Source organism: Novosphingobium taihuense, assembly GCF_007830315.1.
Classification (GTDB): Bacteria; Pseudomonadota; Alphaproteobacteria; order Sphingomonadales; family Sphingomonadaceae; genus Novosphingobium; species Novosphingobium taihuense.
Window position 1 is genome coordinate 47,215 of sequence record NZ_VLKJ01000008.1, and the last position, 17,743, is coordinate 64,957.

A 17,743-nucleotide genomic window follows, 5' to 3' on the forward strand; every position below is an offset into this window, starting at 1 on the left:
TCGACAGGCTCAGCATGAGCGGGCTAGCAAGAGTTGGTGACCTCAATTCCCCGGACGGCGCGACATGAAGGCCAGCCGTTCGAACAGCATGATGTCCTGCTCGTTCTTGAGCAGCGCGCCGTGCAAGGGGGGGATGGCCTTGGTGGGATCGCGGTTCTGCAAGACGTCGAGCGGCATGTCCTCGTTGAGGAGAAGCTTGAGCCAGTCGAGCAGTTCGGAAGTGCTGGGCTTCTTCTTGAGGCCGGGCACTTCGCGGATTTCGTAGAACACTTCCATCGCCTTGCTGACCAGCGTCTTCTGGATGCCGGGGAAGTGGACGTCGATGATCGCCTGCATGGTCTCGCGATCGGGGAACTTGATGTAGTGGAAGAAGCAACGGCGCAGGAAGGCGTCGGGCAGTTCCTTCTCGTTGTTCGAAGTGATGACCACGATCGGGCGCTCCTTCGCCTCGATGCGCTCCTGCGTTTCGTAGACGTCGAAGCTCATGCGATCGAGTTCCTGGAGCAGGTCGTTCGGGAATTCGATGTCGGCCTTGTCGATCTCGTCGATGAGCAGGACGGGCAGCTTGGGGGCAGTGAAGGCTTCCCAGAGCTTGCCCTTCTTGATGTAGTTGCTGATGTCGTGGACGCGCTCGTCGCCCAGCTGGCCATCGCGTAGGCGGGCGACGGCGTCGTATTCATAGAGGCCCTGCTGCGCCTTGGTAGTAGACTTGACGTTCCATTCGATCAGCGGCGCGCCGACGGCCTTGGCGATTTCATGCGCAAGCACTGTCTTGCCGGTGCCGGGTTCGCCCTTGACCAGCAACGGGCGGCGGAGCAGTACGGCGGCATTGACCGCAACCTTGAGATCATCGGTAGCGACGTAATTGCTGGTGCCTTCAAAGCGCATCGGCGGATCCTGTGTTAATCGTTTGGTTAAGCGATAAGGCGGGGCAGTGAACTGCGCAAGGGGGATGGTTTCCTGACGTGCGCGTCATCTAGGTGGCGATTTGTTGACGCATGCGTCAGTTTCAAGCACTTTTTGTGACGGGTGCGTCAGTTTCGTAGCGTATCAAATTGTCGCCGCAAGGCTGCGATGCCTCTTGCCGATTGAAGCCGTGCGCGGCGGCGTGTAGCGAGGCGGCAATGGTCGCAACCCGCAATGTCATGGCGAAGCAAGGCTATCAGGCATCGCCACGCGAGCGGGCCGGAGCGATGGCGTTTGCGGCTGTCACGACCCTTCTCGTATTCCTGATCATGTGGCGCATGGGGGCTGTCACCGGATTTGGTGATGGCAAGGGTGCAAGCCTGACGGCGATCGACCTTTCGTCCGACGGGCAGGATGACAAGAAGGCCGAGAAAAAGCAGCAGAAGCAGGAGCGCAAGCAGGCACAGTCAGCCGAGGTGGCTTCGGTCCAGCCGGTGACGGCTCCGCCTCCGGTCCCGGTTCCGGGCAAGGTCGAGTGGCCGGAAGGGTTCATCGAAATGTCCCGTAACGACTATCGTGCGACGGATGTTTCAAAGATGAAGCGGGCGGAGTCCGGCGGGGCGCAGCAGGCGAGCGCTGGCAGTCCGGGCGATTCCGCCAGCGTCGGCCAAGGGCCGGGCGGTGTCAGGCTCTATGCCGCGCAATGGTATCGGGAACCAACCGATGCCGAGATCGGCCCGTACCTGCCGCAGCGACGGAGGCAGGGCGACTGGGCGATGATCGCCTGCAAGACGATCGAGAAGTACCACGTCGAAGATTGCCAGGAACTTGGCGAAAGTCCGCCGGGATCGGGGCTTGCCCGGGCGATCCGGCAGGCGAGCTGGCAGTTTCTGGTGCGGCCCCCGCGCGTGAACGGGAAGCCGCAGATTGGCGAGTGGGTGCGGATACGGTTCGATTTCAGGGCGAAGAAGGGTGAGGCGGAGGGTTAACTCTCAGGCTTGGTGGGCATCAGGAATGCGCGGAGCTTTCTTGCCGGCGTTGTCCGCCAAAGTGCGATAATCAGGAGCGCGACCGCGATCCATGGCAAGCCGTAGGCCAAGCCAAATAGCAGTATCGTAAGAATGCTGGTTGCGCTTGCCAGGAATGCGCCACCAGCAGACGTGATCGGGTTGTCGCTGAGCGACATTTCGTCAGAGCCGTAGTAGCGCAAGGTCATTGGCGTGAGCGCAATCTGCGTTTCCGATGCCGCCTGCGTATTGCGGCTTTCTTCAAGGGCCGATCGCAGCGATTCCAACTGACTGCGCATTTCAGCGCGTTCGCGGTCGCCAAGGGTAGGCTCTTTGAGCTGGCTTTCAATGTCGGCGATCTGGAGGGCGTTCGCAGTGCTTCCGCGCTTTGAGGCCGCGATTTGCCCGGCCAGGTCCTGGCCTTCGATGCTGGCGGAAGTCAGTTTCGCGCCAAGTTTCTCGGCAGCGGCAACGCCATCCTTTCCGAATGAGCGGGCAAAGTTGCGGTCCAAGCTTACACTGAGTGAGCCTGTAACACCGCCGCCCCTGACCAAATTGTAGTGCATTCCGGTGATCTGACACTTCGTCGGGCCAAGCTTTTCACAGGCGGCAGCGTTTTGCTCCTGTAGAACAGGGACTGCTGAATTCGGCAGTGAGAAAGCGTAGTCATATACGAAGGCAACGTTGGGTGCAGCTGTGGCGGAAATCTGCGGTCCGGCGTATGAAGCCTCTTTCGCGTCCATTGCCGCTTCTTCAGCCGGCTTTTCCGAACAAGAGGAAAGAGCCAGCAGGCTAGAACTCAGAAGCGCCAACTTTTGCGAAACGCGGTACATTCTTGCAGTATGGGTCACACCAACACCCTCCCGAACTACTGACCGAGAGTATCTCTACCAATCAAGTTGAATTTACAATCTGGAAGTTGCAGCCATTCTGGTGAGACTGGTCCTGCCCCTAGAGAAGCGCGATGCAGTGCTGGTTCTGGCCGAAGCTGATCAAGCGTCAATCAACTCAGGATCGATCTCGCTCGCGCGGTTCTGGATGAACATGAAGCGTTGCGCGGGGTCGCGGCCCATCAGGCGGTCGACCAGTTCCTTCACCGCCGCGCGGCCTTCGTATTCGGGGGGCAGGGTGATGCGGATCAGGCTGCGGGTGGAGGGCGCCATGGTGGTTTCGCGCAGCTGCTGCGGGTTCATTTCGCCCAGGCCCTTAAAGCGGCCGACTTCGACCTTCTTGCCCTTGAACTTCGTGGCTTCCAGTTCGGCGCGGTGGGCATCGTCCTTGGCGTAGGCCGAGGTGCTGCCGCTGGTCAGGCGGTAGAGTGGGGGTTGGGCGAGGTAGAGGTGGCCGCGCCGGACAAGCTCGGGCATTTCCTGGAAGAAGAACGTCATCAGCAGCGTGGCGATATGTGCGCCGTCGACGTCGGCGTCGGTCATGATGATCACGCGGTCATAGCGCAAGGCGTCAGGGTTGCAGTCCTTGCGCATCCCGCACCCCAACGCGAGCGCGAGGTCTGCGATTTCCTGATTGGCGCGGATCTTGTCGGCCGTGGCGCTGGCGACGTTGAGGATCTTGCCGCGGATCGGCAGGATCGCCTGTGTCTTGCGGTCGCGCGCCTGCTTGGCACTGCCGCCTGCCGAGTCACCCTCGACGATGAACAGTTCGGTTTCGCCGCTGCCTTCGCCCGAGCAATCTGTGAGCTTGCCGGGAAGGCGCAGTTTGCGGGCGTTGGTGGCGGTCTTGCGCTTGACCTCGCGCTCGGCCTTGCGGCGCAGTCGTTCGTCCATGCGCTCCATCACCGCGCCGAGCAGGGCTTTGCCGCGCTCCATGTTGTCGGTGAGGAAATGGTCGAAGTGGTCGCGCACGGCGGCTTCGACCATGCGCGCGGCCTCTGGGCTGGTGAGGCGGTCCTTGGTCTGGCTCTGGAACTGGGGGTCGCGGATGAAGACCGAGAGCATGATTTCACTGCCGGTGATCATGTCCTCGGGTGCAATGTCCTTGGCCTTCTTCTGGCCGATCAGATCGGCGAAGGCGCGGATGCCCTTGGTCAGCGCCGCGCGCAGGCCCTGTTCGTGGGTGCCGCCATCGGGCGTGGGGATGGTGTTGCAGTACCAGCTGTAGGACCCATCGGACCACAGCGGCCAGGCAATGGCCCATTCGACGCGGCCGTTCTCTTCGCCGTTGGGGCCGAGCGGAAAGTCCTGGCGGCCCGCGAAAGGCACCGAGGTGACGCATTCGCGGCCAGAGACTTGCTCTGCGAGATGATCGGCGAGGCCGCCGGGGAACTGGAACACGGCTTCGGCTGGCACGTCCTCGCTGGCAAGCGAGGGGACGCAGCGCCAGCGGATCTCGACACCGGCAAAGAGGTAGGCCTTTGAGCGGACCAGCCGGAACAGGCGGGCAGGCTTGAACTTCGCGTCCTCGCCGAAAATCTCGGTATCAGGCACGAAAGTGACCTGCGTGCCGCGCCGGTTGGGCGCGTTGCCGACCTTTAATAGCTTCGTCGTCGGGTTTCCTCGCGAGAATTCCTGCGCGTAAAGCTCCTTGTTTCGAGCGACTTCGACGCGGGTCAGCGAGGACAAGGCATTGACCACCGAGACACCGACGCCGTGCAGACCGCCGGAGGTCGCATAGGCCTTGCCCGAGAACTTGCCGCCCGAGTGCAGCGTAGTGAGGATCACCTCAAGCGCGGATTTGCCGGGGTACTTGGGATGCTCGTCAACCGGAATGCCGCGACCGTTGTCTGAGATGGTCAGGCGGTTGCCTTCCTCCAGCAGCACTTCGATGCGGTTGGCATGGCCCGCGACAGCCTCGTCCATCGCGTTGTCGAGCACTTCGGCGGCGAGGTGGTGCAGTGCGCGTTCGTCCGTGCCGCCGATATACATTCCGGGGCGGCGGCGGACGGGTTCGAGGCCCTCGAGAACCTCGATCGCGGAACCGTCATAGCTTTCGGTGGCGCTGGTGGCGGGAAGCTTGTCGAAAAGGTCATCGGACATGCGAACGGGTATAGAACCCCTGCGAATCCGCACGCAAGCGGGGATGCCGCCTTATCCGGCGAAATCCCCCGTTATCGGGCGTTCAGAACTTGGCTGGGGCCGGGGAGACAGTCGTGAACGTGCCTGCTGCCACCTCGCGCACTTCCATTGCCCGTTCGGCAATGCCGCTGGCGGTGAAGCGGAAGACGCCGTCGAGGCCGATGAAACCTTGCGGATCATAGAGCTTGGCGGTGGGGAAGGTGGTGCCGGGCTTCCAGGTGCGTGCGACGTTGAGCGTCAGCAACACGCTGTCGTAGCCGAGCGTTGCGAGACGCGAGGGCGTTGCGCCGAAGCGGGTGGCGTAGCTCTTTTCAAACTGTCCAAAGCGTCCGTCAGACACGGCGGCGAACCATGCGCCACGCATTGCGGGCGACTTGGCAATGGCGCCTTCTCCGCTCCAAAGTTCGGTTCCAAGCAGCTTGACGCCCTTGCCGGCAAGCGGGCCCGCCTGAAGTGCGATCCGGCTGCCATCGGCGATGAGCAATGCATCGAACTTCGACTTGTCCTTGGCCCGGCGCACCGCGCTTGCGACCGAAGTATTGCCGCGGTCGTAAGTTTCGATGGCGGTGACGGTCACGCCGTTTGCACGCGCGGCTTCGGTCAGGCCCGCGGTGGCGCGCTGCCCGTAGTCGCCGGTCGGGATGATCGCGGCGACGGTCTTTACGCCCTTTGCCTTGGCGAACCCGAGGACGCGGGAGATGGACTGGCTCGGAGCCTGCCCCATCACGAATACATCGCGCGAGGCGACGGCGCTGTCGTTCGAATAGGTGATCATCGGGACCTTGGCGGGCCGCGCCACATTCGAGACGAGCACGACGTCGTCCGACAGCAAGGGCCCCAGGATCAGTTTGTTGCCATCAGCAATCGCACGCGATGCGGCAATGCCTGCACCGGTTGCGGTGTCATAGGTGGTGATGCGCAGGTTTGCGGCGTTGGTGTCGAGTACTGCCATGGTTGCGGCATTGGCGATGGACTGGCCGACGGCAGCGTTGACGCCTGTCATCGGAACGAGCAGCGCGACGCGGTGGCGTCCGGCATCGGTCGGCAGGGTGTTTGCGTCAGGCGCCTTCTCTGTCGGTTCGGCAATCGGGGCGGTGCCCTTTGGGATGACGGTACAACCTGCCAGGAGCGCGAGCGTGCCAGCAACCACCCACCTGCGCGATTGGCGAAGGCCCGAGATGCGGCTTTCGCCAGATTGTCCCATGTTCATTCCCCGCACACCCTCTTGTCGCTCTTGGCTGGGCGGTCCATTGGAAGCCCATGGACACGTCACCCCTCGAACCCGGTCTCTATATTGTAGCGACCCCAATTGGCAATCTTGGTGACATGACCCGTCGCGCCACCGAAACGCTTGGTCGCTGCGATCTCGTGGCGTGCGAGGACACGCGCGTGACGGGCAAGCTGCTGAATCTGCTTGGCCTGCACAAGCCGATGCGGCGCTACGATGATCACGCCAGCGAAGGCGCACGCGAGGCACTTCTTGGAGAGATGGCGAGCAAGGCCGTGGCGCTGGTCTCGGACGCGGGGACACCGCTGATTTCCGATCCCGGCTATCGCCTGGTGCGCGAGGCGAAGGCGAGGGGCATTGCGGTAACGTCGCTGCCGGGGGCGAGTGCTGTGATCACGGCGCTTTCGATGGCGGGTTTGCCGACGGATCGTTTCCTCTTTGCTGGGTTTCTCCCGAACAAGGAGAAGGCGCGGGGCGACGTGCTGGCGGAACTGGCAGCGGTCCCGGCGACGCTCGCTTTTTATGAAACGGGGCCGCGTCTGGTTGCTTCGCTAGAGGCGATTGCAGAACGGCTGCCGGGGCGCGAGGTGGCCGTGGCGCGCGAGTTGACCAAGCTTCACGAGGAGTGCCGGGGCGGGACCGCTGCGGAACTTGCAGAGCACTACACCGCACATCCGGCCAAGGGCGAAATCGTGCTGCTGATCGGGCCGCCGGGCGAGGCCGAGGCACCGGACGAGGATGTGATCGACGCCGAACTGCGCGCAGCACTAGCGGAAATGTCGACGTCGCAGGCGGCGGGCAAGGTGGCCAAGGCCCACGGCCTTGATCGCAAGGCGCTCTATGCTCGGGCGATGGAACTGAAGGCTTGAACAAGGTCGAGGCCGAACAGCGCGGGCGGCGGGGCGAGACGCTGGCGGCGTGGTGGCTGCGGCTGTGCGGGTGGCGCATTCTGGCGCAGCGCGTGAAGGTCAAGGTCGGCGAAGTCGACCTGATTGCACGCAAGGGCCGGACTGTTGCGTTCGTCGAGGTGAAGTGGCGGCGTGATGCTGCCCTGCTGGGTGAGGCTATCGATGCCCACCGGCTGCGGCGCGTGGCGAGAGCCGCCGAGATGCTGGCGCCGCGCTATGCCAAGCCGGGGGACGATGTGCAGATCGATGTGATCCTTGTTGCCCCGCGCGCCTGGCCGCGCCGGATTGCCAACGCGTGGCAACCCGGCGCTTGATCTGAAGCCAGTCGGGGCCGGATTGCCAAGGCGTAGCAACCCGGCGCCTGAACCGATCAGTGGGCCGGCTTGTGCTCGCCGTCCTTGTGTTCACCATCCTTGTGTTCGTCGTGGTGCTCGTCCTTCTTTTCGCCCTTGTGGTCGTCGTGGGGGGCAGACGTCGGGTGCGGGTCGGGGTTGGCAATGCCTTGGGCAGACCAGCCGAGAACGGCGACACCGGCGGCGGCAACAGTGAACAGCTTGCGCATCAATGGCTCCTTGGTAGGGGGTGGCGCCATCGTGGCGCTGGGCGAAAATGGTCGCGCTGCCGATAAAGTCGCTTTAAGGCGCGGGTGAGAGAAACCCCTGAGGATCAGTGCAAGCATGACTCTTCGCGTCGCGGTCCAGATGGACCCGCTCCATTCGATCAATATCAATGGCGATTCGAGCTTTGCGCTCATGCTGTCAGCGCAGGAGCGGGGGCACGAGGTTTACCACTATGACGTGGGTTCGCTCACGCTGGACGAGGACGACCGGCTGATCGCGCATGCCTCACCAGTGACGGTGCAGCGGGTTGTCGGCGATCACTACAAGGCGGGTGAGAAGCGCCGGCTGGACCTCGGGCGTGACATCGACGTCGTGCTGATGCGGCAGGACCCGCCGTTCGACATGGGATATATCACCGCCACACACCTGCTCGAGCGGATCGAGACCGAGACGCTGGTGGTTAACAACCCGCGAAGCGTGCGCAATGCACCAGAAAAGGTCATGGTGCTCGACTACCGGCGCTTCATGCCGCCGACGATCGTGACACGATCGGTCGAGGAAGTGCGTCTGTTCCAGAAGAAGCATGGTGCCATCGTGATCAAGCCGATCCACGGCAACGGCGGCAAGGCGATCTTCCGGGTGAGCGAGGAGGGCGAGAACCTCGGCGCACTGTTCGAGGTGTTCAACCAGACCTGGCCCGAACCGCACATGGTTCAGGCCTTCCTTCCCGAAGTGGCCAAGGGCGACAAGCGCATCGTGCTGGTCGATGGCGTGATTGCCGGCGCGATCAACCGAAAGCCGGGTGAGGGCGAGTTTCGCTCGAACCTTGCAGTCGGTGGCTATGCCGAGAAGACCGAACTGACGCCTGAGGAGCAGGAAATCTGCGCCGCGCTTGGGCCAGAGCTGAAGCGGCTGGGGCTGATATTCGTCGGCATCGACGTGATCGGCGGCAAGTACCTGACCGAAATCAACGTGACGTCGCCGACCGGGATCGTCGCCATCGACAAGTTCAATGGCACAGATACGCCTGGGATGATCTGGGACGCGATCGAGGGTCGGCTCTAGGTCGCATGAGGCGCGGTGCCTCCGCAAGGGCGGGGGCCTCGGTGTTGTTACGGAACGATAGGTGAATCCGCCTGAGGCCGCCGCCTGCGCGGGGTCGCAGGAGCTTTTGGCTGCTTGGAAGCGTTACCCTTCCCATGAACGACTGGATCATCCACCTCATCGAAGGGGGCGGCTATTGGGGCATCGCTTTCCTGATGGTCATCGAGAACGTCTTCCCGCCGATTCCATCGGAAGTGATCATGGGGCTGGGCGGAATAGCCGTGGCGCGGGGGCGCATGGAGTTCTGGCCGCTTATGCTGGCTGGGACTGTCGGATCCACTCTTGGCAATTACTGCTGGTATCTGCTCGGCCGCGCGCTGGGATATGAGCGCTTGCAACCTTTCGTGAACCGCTTCGGCCGTTGGTTGACGGTCGAGTGGGAAGACATCGAGCGCATCGTCGCGTTCTTCCGCCGCCACGGCCAGTGGGTCGTCTTTGCTGTGCGATTTGCGCCATTCATGCGCACGATGATCTCGCTACCGGCGGGGCTGACTCGCATGGGACACGTGCGTTTCCTCCTGTTCACTTTTGCGGGAGCGGCGATCTGGAACGCAATTCTGGCAGGGGCTGGATACTATCTTGGCCGAAATTTCAGCGATCTGGAGAAGTACACAGGCCCTGTAGCGACGGGCACGCTCGTGATCGTGCTCGTGGCTTATGTCTGGCGCGTGATCGTGTGGAAACCGCGCTCTTGACAGCAGGCTGCCGAGGCGCTGCATGAAACAGGCCCGTTTCGGGCATTTCTGTCAGACTATCAAATTAAGGTTCTATCATGGCTGTCAAAGCGATGTGCATCATTACAAGAAGTGAAGAAGGCCGTGGCGCCTATGCCGTGCGCATGGACAACGACGAGAACGTCTATTTCCCGCTTAGCGTCAGCGAGGCGCTGGAACTGGAGGAATTTGACGAGGTTGAGGCAATTCTCGTGAAGAATGACCGGCCTGAGCCTGCCTGGCGTGCAATCCGGGCAAGATTGCCTTTGGAAGAAGGCGACAGCTGATCCGACCACAAAAAAGCCCCCGCACTGCGGGGGCTTTTCCGTTTGATGTCGTGGAAGTCAGGCGTCTTTTGCCAGCCACTCTTCCAGCCACTTGATCGTATAGTCACCCGAGAGGAAATCCGGCTCGTTCAGCAGGCGCTGGTGGAGCGGGATCGAGGTCTTGGGACCTTCGATGACCATTTCTGCAAGCGCACGCTTGAGCCGCATGATGCAGCCTTCACGGGTGCGGCCATAGACGATCAGCTTGGCGATCATCGAGTCATAGTACGGCGGGATCTTGTATCCGGCGTAGAGCCCGGAATCGACGCGCACATGCATGCCGCCCGCTGCGTGATAGCTTTTCACCAGCCCCGGCGATGGGGCGAAGGTGAAGGGATCTTCCGCGTTGATGCGGCATTCGATCGCGTGGCCCTTGAACTCGATCTCTTCCTGCTTAACCGAGAGCGGCTTGCCATCGGCAATGCGGATCTGTTCGCGCACGAGATCGACGCCTGTGATCGCCTCAGTGACGGGATGCTCCACCTGCAGCCGGGTGTTCATCTCGATGAAGTAGAACTCGCCGTTTTCCCAAAGGAACTCGATCGTGCCCGCGCCGCGATAGCCCATGTCGGCCATCGCCTTGGCGACGATCCCGCCCATGCGATCGCGCTCTTCGGCCGAGATAACCGGCGATGGCGCTTCTTCGAGCACCTTCTGGTGGCGGCGCTGCAGCGAGCAGTCGCGTTCGCCGAGATGGATCGCGTTGCCGTTGCCATCGCCGAAGATCTGGAACTCGATATGGCGCGGGTTGCCGAGGTACTTCTCGATGTAGACCGTGGCATCGCCGAACGCGGCCTTGGCCTCGCTCCCGGCCTGCTGGATCAGCGTTTCGAGCTCTTCCGGCCCGTTGCAGACCTTCATGCCGCGACCGCCGCCGCCAGATGCGGCCTTGATGATCACCGGGTATCCAGCCTTCTCGGCAATGGCCCTGGCTTCGGCGATGTCGGAGACCGCGCCGTCTGATCCAGGGACAAGCGGCAGTCCCAGCGCGCCAGCGGTGCGCTTGGCCTCGATCTTGTCGCCCATCGTGCGGATGTGTTCAGGCTTGGGGCCGATCCAAGTGATGTCGTGCGCTTCGACGATCTCGGCGAACTTGGCGTTCTCCGAGAGGAAGCCGTAGCCGGGGTGGATTGCGTCAGCGTGGGTGATTTCGGCAGCCGAGATGATTGCCGCGACGTTCAGGTAGCTGTCACGCGCAGCGGGCGGACCGATGCAGACCGCGTGGTCGGCAAGACGCACGTGCATCGCGTCGGCATCGGCGGTGGAGTGCACCGCGACCGTCTCGATGCCCATTTCGTGCGCGGCGCGGTGAATGCGCAGCGCGATTTCGCCGCGGTTGGCGATCAGCAGGCGCTTGATGGCCATGTGCGGTCCTTACGCGATCACGACCAGCGGCTGGTCGAATTCGACCGGCTGCGCGTTCTCTACGAGGATCGCTTTCACGACACCGGCGGCAGGGGCGGTGATCGGGTTCATGACCTTCATCGCCTCGATGATCAGCACGGTATCGCCCGCCTTGACCGTCTGGCCGACAGAGACAAAGTTCGCAGCGCCGGGTTCGGCAGCAAGATAGCAGGTGCCGACCATCGGCGACTTGAGCGCGTTGGCGCTGTCATCTGCGGGAGCCGCGGCAGGTGCAGCGGCAGCAGGGGCGGTGACAGGAGCGGGAGCAGCAGCGGCAGGTGCCGGAACGGAAACTTGCGTCACCGGCGCTGCGGTGATCTGGCGGGCGACACGGATCTTGCGTTCGCCATCCTCGACTTCGATTTCGGACAGACCGGTCTCGGCGAGAAGTTCTGCCAGTTCGCGCACCAGCTTGCTGTCAATCGACATGTTTTCGGCCTTGTCGCCGCGTTCGTGACCCATGTGTTTCCTCGCGGGGTATGATTTTCAGGCCCGCGCCATGCCCCCTTGATGGCAGGCTTGCAAGTGTTCGCGGGCGTTGAAGGTGGAAAAACGGCGCGTTCAGAGGCGCGCGGCGGCGTCCAGAGCGACGAGATAGCTGTTCGCGCCGAAACCGCAGACTGTGCCGAGTGCGGCCATGCCGACATAGGAGTGGTGGCGGAAGTCTTCGCGCTTGTGGGGATTGGACAGGTGTACCTCGATCACCGGGACCTTGATCGACTTGATCGCATCATGAAGCGCGACAGACGTGTGGGTATAGGCTCCGGCGTTCAGCAGGACGGCTTTCGCGCCTTCGGCCTGCGCTTCGTGCAGCCAGTCGATCAGATGGCCTTCATGGTTGGACTGGCGCATGTCGATCTCGAAACCGAGTTCGCGGCCGCGATCTTCAAGCATCCCTGCAATGTCATCAAGCGTCTGCGACCCGTAGATCTCGGGCTCGCGCAGGCCGAGCAGGTTCAGGTTGGGGCCATTGAGCACGTAGACCGTCGTGCCTGGCTCGAGTGTTTGCGTCATGTGATCCCCCGATCGCGATTTGCCTGCCGTGATAGACGTTGCAGGCAAACGTGCAAGGGACGAGGGCGTGCGAGGGCGCGTCAGCCGCCCGGTGCGATGGCCGGGCCGGGCGGGGATTCCATGGTGTTGTCATAGATCGCACTGTCGGGGGAATCGTCGGTGACGCCACCATTGTCGGCAGCTTCGCCATAGATCGGCTCGCCACCACCTTCGGGTGCAGGAGCAGGATTGCCGGTCGCAGCCATGCTCAAGGCCTGGCGCGACCGCTGGTCAGCGGCATCGGCTTTGGCTTCAAGCGCGGCAAGACGCGCTTCCAGCTTCTCGTCGGTTGCCTTGCCGCAGCCGCCGAGGATGGCCGAAAGGGCCACGAGAGCGGGAACGGCAGCACGTAGAGTCCGCCTGCCATCGAGCAGCAGTTTCATGGAGGGTGTGGCCGACCTTGTTGTCATGGCCGTCTCAATAGCAGGCGGAAGTTACCAGAAACTAACCAAGAAGACTGGCGATCACCGGTCGCTGCCGCGCACCTTGCCCCACTGGCGGGCAGCGGTGTAGCCGAGGTAGCCGGTGCCGAAGAGGGCATAGAGCGGCTCGGGCAGGCCATTGAGATAGGCGGACATCCCGGCGGAAATGTCCTGCGCAGCCTGCGGGCGGAACGCCGCGATCAGGCCCATCGGCAGGGCCCAGAGAATCATGGCGTACATCACATAGAGAAAGCCGGGGCGGGCCCGACTGGTCCAGCGGTCGGCCGAACCGGCCTCGGCCAGAATTGCCGAAATGCGCGTCTGCAACTGCCTGAGTTCCTGCGTGCCATCGAGCTTGAGGAGTTCGAGCTTTGCCCGGTCGCGGGCGTCCTTGTCGGGGATCACCTTGTCGATGATGCCGGAGATGGGAGAGATCAGTGCTTCGAGAATACCCATTGCGTCGCCCTTTCGCAAAGTTGGACGCGCGATGAGGTAACCATGTCGGCCGATGTAGGAAAACGGTTTTCAGCAAAAAGGCCCGAAACGCGCGAAGCGTCGGGCCTTTTGAAAATTGGTCGGGACGAGAGGATTCGAACCTCCGACCCCCACACCCCCAGTGTGATGCGCTACCAGGCTGCGCTACGTCCCGACCGGAAGCGCGCCTATAGGCAGCACTTTCTTTGATGGCAAGCGCCTGATTGGCGAAAGGTTCGGAGTCCCCGCCGGTCTGTGCGCATGGCCCGCATTGCCGAGGCTCAGATTGCCTAGACTATTCCAAACTGCTAACCGCGCCGCTTGCAGCAGCCGAGGCCGCGTCTTGCAGGATATCTGCAGGCGGTGCGGTTGCAAAACCACTGTCGCGATCCCAGAAACGGACCCATGATGCTGAGCACTCTTTCCGCCGCCGCCGCGAATGCCGGACAACCGCCTGCCTGGATGAGCTTCCTGCCGCTGGTGGCGATGGGCTTCATCTTCTGGTTCCTGATCCTTCGCCCGCAAATGCGCCAGCAGAAGGAGCACAAGGCCAAGATCGCTGCGATGAAGAAGGGCGACATGGTCGTGACGGCCGGTGGCCTGATTGGCAAGGTCATCAAGCTCGACGATCATTATGCGGAACTGGAACTCGGGCCGAACGTCCGGGTGAAGGCCGTGCGCGCGACCATTGGCGACATCGTGCCGCCTGCAGGTTCCGCGCCCGCCAACGACTGATGGCTAACAACTGACTTCTTCCTTTCCTGAAAGCTGACCGCCCATGCTCGATTTTCCGCGCTGGAAGGTGATCTGGCTCTGGTTCATCACGCTGACCTGCGTGGCCGCCGCCATTCCCTCGCTCACCTCCACCATGGGCCTTTCGTGGCCGACCGCACTGCCCGAACCCAAGGTAAACCTCGGGCTCGACCTTGCCGGCGGCAGCCACATCCTGCTCGAGGCTGACCCTGCGCAGGTGCGCCAGCAGCGCATCGAGGGTATGGAGGAATCGGTCCGGAACAAGCTGAAGCAGGATGGAAAAGACATCCGCATCAGCGACATTTCGAACCGCGATGGCGCGCTGACTTTCGTCGTCGCCGATCCCTCGCAGGTCGATGCGGTGCGCGAGGCCGTGCTGCCGCTGACCAACGGGGCAGGGCTTACCGGTCAGCGTGACTGGGACATCAACGTCGTTGACGGCAACCGCTTCGTCCTCGCGCCGACCGAGGCCGGGGTGAATCAGGCCGTCACGCAGGCGATGGACACAGCGGTCGAAGTGGTGCGCAAGCGCATCGACGCGCTCGGCACCAAGGAGCCGACGATCATCCGCTCCGGCCCGACGCGCATCGTCGTGCAGGTGCCGGGCCTGCAGGACCCGCAGGCGCTCAAGAACCTGCTCGGCCAGACCGCCAAGCTCGAATTCAAGCTGGTCGATACATCGGCCCTGCCTTCGGACGTGGCGCGTGGCATCGCTCCTCCGGGCAGCGAGATCGTGCCGTTCATCAGCCCCGCCGAAGGTGGCGGCGTGCCATCGATCGCGGTCAAGCGCCTTGGTGGCATTCGCGGCGACCAGCTGACCAATGCGCAGCAGACGAACAACCAGCAGACCAACGAACCGGTCGTCAACATCACCTTCAACACCGATGGTGGCGCCAAGTTTGCCAAGCTGACCACGCAGAACGTAGGCAAGCAGTTCGCGATCATCCTTGATGGCAAGGTGCTGTCCGCGCCGACGATCAACGAACCCATCATGGGCGGCAGCGCAATCATCTCGGGCCGCTTCACCACCGAAAGCGCCAATGCGCTGGCGATCTCGCTGCGTTCCGGCGCACTGCCGGTGGACCTCAAGGTCGTGGAAGAGCGCACCGTCGGGCCCGATCTTGGCGCGGATTCGATCCGCAAGGGCATGATCGCGATGGGCGTCGGCACGCTCGCTCTCGCCGTGTTCATCCTTGTCACCTATGGCCGCTTCGGCGTCTATGCGAACCTCGCGGTGATCATAAACGTGCTGATGATCCTCGGTATCATGGGCATCATCGGCACCACGCTGACCCTTCCGGGCATCGCGGGTTTCGTGCTGACGATCGGCGCGGCAGTCGACGCCAACGTGCTGATCAACGAGCGTATCCGTGAAGAGCGCCATCGTGGCCGCAAGGTCACGCAGGCGGTCGAGCTCGGCTACAAGGAAGCCAGCCGCGCGATCTTCGATGCCAACATCACCAACGTCATCGCCGCCGTGCTGATGTTCGCGTTCGGCTCTGGCCCAGTGAAGGGCTTTGCGGTCGTTCTGATGATCGGCATCGCCACCTCGGTGTTCACGGCCGTGACGCTGACCCGCATGTGGGTTGCCCAGTGGCTGCGCCGCGCGCGTCCCACCGAAATCGCCCTGTAAGAGGAGGAAGAACCCATGAAACTCCTCAAGCTCGTTCCCGATCACACCAACATCCACTTTCTCAAGTGGCGCGTGCCGTTCTACATCATCAGCCTCGTGCTGATGGCGGCATCGTGGGGGCTGGTGCTGACCAAGGGCCTCAATCTCGGCGTCGATTTCATCGGCGGCCAGATGATCCGCGTCACCTTCGAACGCAGCGCCGAAGCGCCTGTCTCGACGCTGCGCGAGGAAGTTGGCAAGCTCGGCTATGGTGAGCCGATCATCCAGCGCTACGGCAAGCCGAACGAGATCTCGATCCGCATGAAGCTGCCCGAAGGCGCAGACCATGAAGCGGCGCTGGCCGACAAGATGGCGCGCACGATCACGGCTGACATCAAGAAGAACCACGCAGATGCGCGGATCGACGGCGTCGATTCGGTTTCGGGCAAGGTTTCGAAGGAGCTTGGCTGGGACGCGTTCAAGGCGCTGGGCCTCGCCTCGCTGGCAGTGGCGGCCTATATCTGGCTGCGCTTCGAATGGCAGTTCGGCGTGGGCGCGCTGTTCGCGCTGGTTCACGACGTGACGCTGACCCTGGGCCTGTTCGCGCTGACGGGGATGGAGTTCGATCTCAACATCGTCGCTGCGCTGCTGACGCTGATCGGCTATTCGCTGAATGACACCATCGTCGTCTATGACCGCATCCGCGAGAACATGAAGAAGTTCCGCAAGATGCCGATGCCCGAACTGCTCGACCTTTCGGTGAACGAAACGCTGGCCCGTACCATCGTGACCTCGCTCTCAATGCTGATCACGTTAGTGGCCCTGCTGCTGCTCGGCCCCGATGTGATCTTTGGCTTCACCGCGGCGATCACGCTGGGCATCTTCGTCGGTACCTACAGCTCGATCTACATGGCCGCGCCGATCCTGATCTGGCTCAAGGTCAATCCGAACAGCTTCGTGCCGACCGAGACGGCGCTCGAAAAGCAGGAGCGGCTTGCGCGCGACGGCGCCTGATCGTTCTCGAACCTGAAATGCCCGGAGCGGCGGTGGAACTTAGCGTTCTGCCGCCGCTTCGTCGTAGAAGGCCGCGAGCGACGCGGCATTGGCGTCCCAGCTGAACCGTTCGGCATTGGCGGCCACTGCCGCTTGACTCGGCGGATTGGCGAGGACTTCGGCAACGCCCTGCGCAATCGCCTCCGGCGTGCGATCGACGATGCGTCCCGCGCTGTCGTCGAGCACGACTTCGCGCGCGCCGCCAACGTCTGGAATCACCAATGGGGTCCCGCAGGCGAGCGCCTCGATCCATGCATTGGCAAGCCCTTCGCGCTCCGATGGCAGGACCATTGCATCGCCGGCCGAGAGCAGGTCGGGCAGAACGTCGTGCTCCACCGCGCCGAGGAACATCACGCGCGATTCAAGAGCGAGTTCCGTGACCAGTGCCCGCAGCATCGGCTCGTGCTCTCCGGTGCCAACGATTGCCAGCCTCACGTCCTCCGGCAGCAGTAGGAGGGCACGGATCGCCAGCGCCTGTCCCTTGATCGGCAGCAGCGCGCCCACGCAAAGCAGCAGTCGCCCGTCGGGCCAGAGACCCAGCCCGTGCTGTCCGGATACCTTCTGCCGAGCCTCGGCCCGCGCCATCGGATGGAACCGTGCGCGGTCGAGGCCGGTGTAGTGCACCCGGATGCGGTCCTCGGGCATGCCCAGATCGACCATGTCGCGGGCCAGAGCGCAGGAAACCGAGAGCAGCACCGACGATTGCCGTGCCGCTTCCAGCATCTGCCGTCGGGGCAGGGCGCGCATGCCCCACAGATGAATGTCCGAGCCGCGCCCCTTTATGGCGAGAGGCAAGCCCAACGAGCGCGCCACCTTTGCCGCAGCTGGCCCGTCGGGATAGAAAAACTGCGCATCGACCATGTCGAACGGTCGTTCGGCATGGAGCCGTTTTGCAAGCGGCAGGATGCCGTGGGCGATCAGCATCGGGTTGATCGGCCCTGAAAGCCCCGGCACCAGCAGAAATCGCGGATGGTGCACCGTGACCCCGCCCTGCTGCTCCACTTCGGGAATGGCCTTGAGCGCTGCGTAGCGCTTCATCGGGACAGGCGGGAGGCCGACCGGATTGACTACAGTTACGTCCCAGTCGCCACGCGCCGCAAGTGCCTGCATCTGTCGGCCAACGAAACGGCCGAAACCGGGACGGCCAGTGGCAGGATAAAGTGTCGAGATCGAGAGCAGCCGCCTCAC

General features: G+C 62.9%; 20 protein-coding genes and 1 tRNA gene. 9 read left to right on the forward strand and 12 right to left on the reverse strand.

Features of this window, described 5'->3' with window-relative positions; genetic code table 11:
• Positions 1-42: 42 nt before the first annotated feature.
• Positions 43-888: an AAA family ATPase gene (locus tag IQ25_RS15410; protein WP_144907170.1), complete on the reverse strand. Its 846-nt coding sequence runs from the start codon at positions 886-888 to the stop codon at positions 43-45.
• 236 nt (positions 889-1,124) lie between these two features.
• Here IQ25_RS15410 and IQ25_RS15415 point away from each other — a divergent pair, with 236 nt between their 5' ends.
• A complete protein-coding gene (locus tag IQ25_RS15415; protein WP_144907171.1) occupies positions 1,125-1,895 on the forward strand; it encodes a hypothetical protein in 771 nt (256 codons plus the stop codon).
• Here IQ25_RS15415 and IQ25_RS15420 read toward each other — a convergent pair.
• From IQ25_RS15420 to IQ25_RS15430, 3 genes are all read right to left on the reverse strand, one after another.
• Positions 1,892-2,764 (reverse strand): hypothetical protein, encoded by an 873-nt coding sequence (locus tag IQ25_RS15420; RefSeq protein WP_144907172.1) that lies wholly within the window; start codon positions 2,762-2,764, stop codon positions 1,892-1,894. The two genes, IQ25_RS15415 and IQ25_RS15420, sit on opposite strands and share 4 nt — an antisense overlap.
• Before the next feature lie 141 nt (positions 2,765-2,905).
• Positions 2,906-4,906, reverse strand: a complete 2,001-nt coding sequence (gene parE / locus IQ25_RS15425) for a DNA topoisomerase IV subunit B (RefSeq protein ID WP_144907173.1) — start codon at positions 4,904-4,906, stop codon at positions 2,906-2,908.
• Positions 4,907-4,988: 82 nt separating this feature from the next.
• Positions 4,989-6,155 carry a penicillin-binding protein activator gene (locus IQ25_RS15430; protein WP_246415821.1) on the reverse strand — a complete coding sequence of 389 codons (1,167 nt, stop codon included), beginning with the start codon at positions 6,153-6,155 and terminating at the stop codon, positions 4,989-4,991.
• A gap of 50 nt (positions 6,156-6,205) precedes the next feature.
• Here IQ25_RS15430 and rsmI point away from each other — a divergent pair, with 50 nt between their 5' ends.
• A complete protein-coding gene (rsmI, locus tag IQ25_RS15435) occupies positions 6,206-7,042 on the forward strand; it encodes a 16S rRNA (cytidine(1402)-2'-O)-methyltransferase (protein WP_144907174.1) in 837 nt (278 codons plus the stop codon).
• Positions 7,039-7,395, forward strand: a complete 357-nt coding sequence (locus IQ25_RS15440; RefSeq protein WP_144907175.1) for a YraN family protein — start codon at positions 7,039-7,041, stop codon at positions 7,393-7,395. The genes rsmI and IQ25_RS15440 overlap by 4 nt, the downstream gene beginning before the upstream one ends.
• A 56-nt stretch (positions 7,396-7,451) precedes the next feature.
• On the opposite strand, the gene IQ25_RS15445 is transcribed toward IQ25_RS15440, so the two are convergent.
• A complete protein-coding gene (locus IQ25_RS15445; protein WP_144907176.1) occupies positions 7,452-7,643 on the reverse strand; it encodes a hypothetical protein in 192 nt (63 codons plus the stop codon).
• Positions 7,644-7,758: 115 nt separating this feature from the next.
• Here IQ25_RS15445 and gshB point away from each other — a divergent pair, with 115 nt between their 5' ends.
• From gshB to IQ25_RS15460, 3 genes are all read left to right on the forward strand, one after another.
• Positions 7,759-8,706: a glutathione synthase gene (gene gshB, locus IQ25_RS15450; RefSeq protein WP_144907177.1), complete on the forward strand. Its 948-nt coding sequence runs from the start codon at positions 7,759-7,761 to the stop codon at positions 8,704-8,706.
• Between the two features lie 134 nt (positions 8,707-8,840).
• Positions 8,841-9,440 carry a DedA family protein gene (locus tag IQ25_RS15455; RefSeq protein ID WP_144907178.1) on the forward strand — a complete coding sequence of 200 codons (600 nt, stop codon included), beginning with the start codon at positions 8,841-8,843 and terminating at the stop codon, positions 9,438-9,440.
• Between the two features lie 77 nt (positions 9,441-9,517).
• Positions 9,518-9,745, forward strand: coding sequence for a hypothetical protein (locus IQ25_RS15460; protein WP_144907179.1), 228 nt, complete (start codon positions 9,518-9,520; stop codon positions 9,743-9,745).
• A gap of 57 nt (positions 9,746-9,802) precedes the next feature.
• Here the strand turns inward: IQ25_RS15460 and accC are convergent, their stop codons facing one another.
• The 6 genes from accC to IQ25_RS15490 form a co-directional block, all read right to left on the reverse strand.
• Positions 9,803-11,149, reverse strand: coding sequence for an acetyl-CoA carboxylase biotin carboxylase subunit (accC, locus tag IQ25_RS15465; protein ID WP_144907180.1), 1,347 nt, complete (start codon positions 11,147-11,149; stop codon positions 9,803-9,805).
• A gap of 9 nt (positions 11,150-11,158) precedes the next feature.
• Positions 11,159-11,650 (reverse strand): acetyl-CoA carboxylase biotin carboxyl carrier protein, encoded by a 492-nt coding sequence (gene accB, locus IQ25_RS15470; protein ID WP_144907181.1) that lies wholly within the window; start codon positions 11,648-11,650, stop codon positions 11,159-11,161.
• 99 nt (positions 11,651-11,749) lie between these two features.
• Positions 11,750-12,202 (reverse strand): type II 3-dehydroquinate dehydratase, encoded by a 453-nt coding sequence (gene aroQ / locus IQ25_RS15475; RefSeq protein ID WP_144907182.1) that lies wholly within the window; start codon positions 12,200-12,202, stop codon positions 11,750-11,752.
• An 80-nt stretch (positions 12,203-12,282) separates the two neighbouring features.
• Positions 12,283-12,651: a hypothetical protein gene (locus tag IQ25_RS15480; protein ID WP_158637762.1), complete on the reverse strand. Its 369-nt coding sequence runs from the start codon at positions 12,649-12,651 to the stop codon at positions 12,283-12,285.
• A 54-nt stretch (positions 12,652-12,705) separates the two neighbouring features.
• Positions 12,706-13,119 carry a holin family protein gene (locus IQ25_RS15485; protein WP_144907184.1) on the reverse strand — a complete coding sequence of 138 codons (414 nt, stop codon included), beginning with the start codon at positions 13,117-13,119 and terminating at the stop codon, positions 12,706-12,708.
• A 116-nt stretch (positions 13,120-13,235) separates the two neighbouring features.
• Positions 13,236-13,312, reverse strand: a tRNA-Pro gene (locus tag IQ25_RS15490).
• Between the two features lie 230 nt (positions 13,313-13,542).
• Between IQ25_RS15490 and yajC the strand changes: the two genes are divergently transcribed.
• Genes yajC through secF form a run of 3 tightly spaced genes read left to right on the forward strand, consistent with a single transcriptional unit; the run spans position 13,543 to position 16,516 of the window.
• Positions 13,543-13,872: a preprotein translocase subunit YajC gene (yajC, locus tag IQ25_RS15495; RefSeq protein ID WP_144907185.1), complete on the forward strand. Its 330-nt coding sequence runs from the start codon at positions 13,543-13,545 to the stop codon at positions 13,870-13,872.
• Positions 13,873-13,915: 43 nt separating this feature from the next.
• Positions 13,916-15,523, forward strand: coding sequence for a protein translocase subunit SecD (secD, locus tag IQ25_RS15500; protein ID WP_144907186.1), 1,608 nt, complete (start codon positions 13,916-13,918; stop codon positions 15,521-15,523).
• A gap of 15 nt (positions 15,524-15,538) precedes the next feature.
• Positions 15,539-16,516 carry a protein translocase subunit SecF gene (gene secF, locus IQ25_RS15505; RefSeq protein ID WP_144907187.1) on the forward strand — a complete coding sequence of 326 codons (978 nt, stop codon included), beginning with the start codon at positions 15,539-15,541 and terminating at the stop codon, positions 16,514-16,516.
• Between the two features lie 39 nt (positions 16,517-16,555).
• Here secF and IQ25_RS15510 read toward each other — a convergent pair whose 3' ends face one another.
• Entirely contained in the window at positions 16,556-17,743 is a 1,188-nt protein-coding gene (locus IQ25_RS15510) for a glycosyltransferase (protein WP_144907188.1), read from the reverse strand.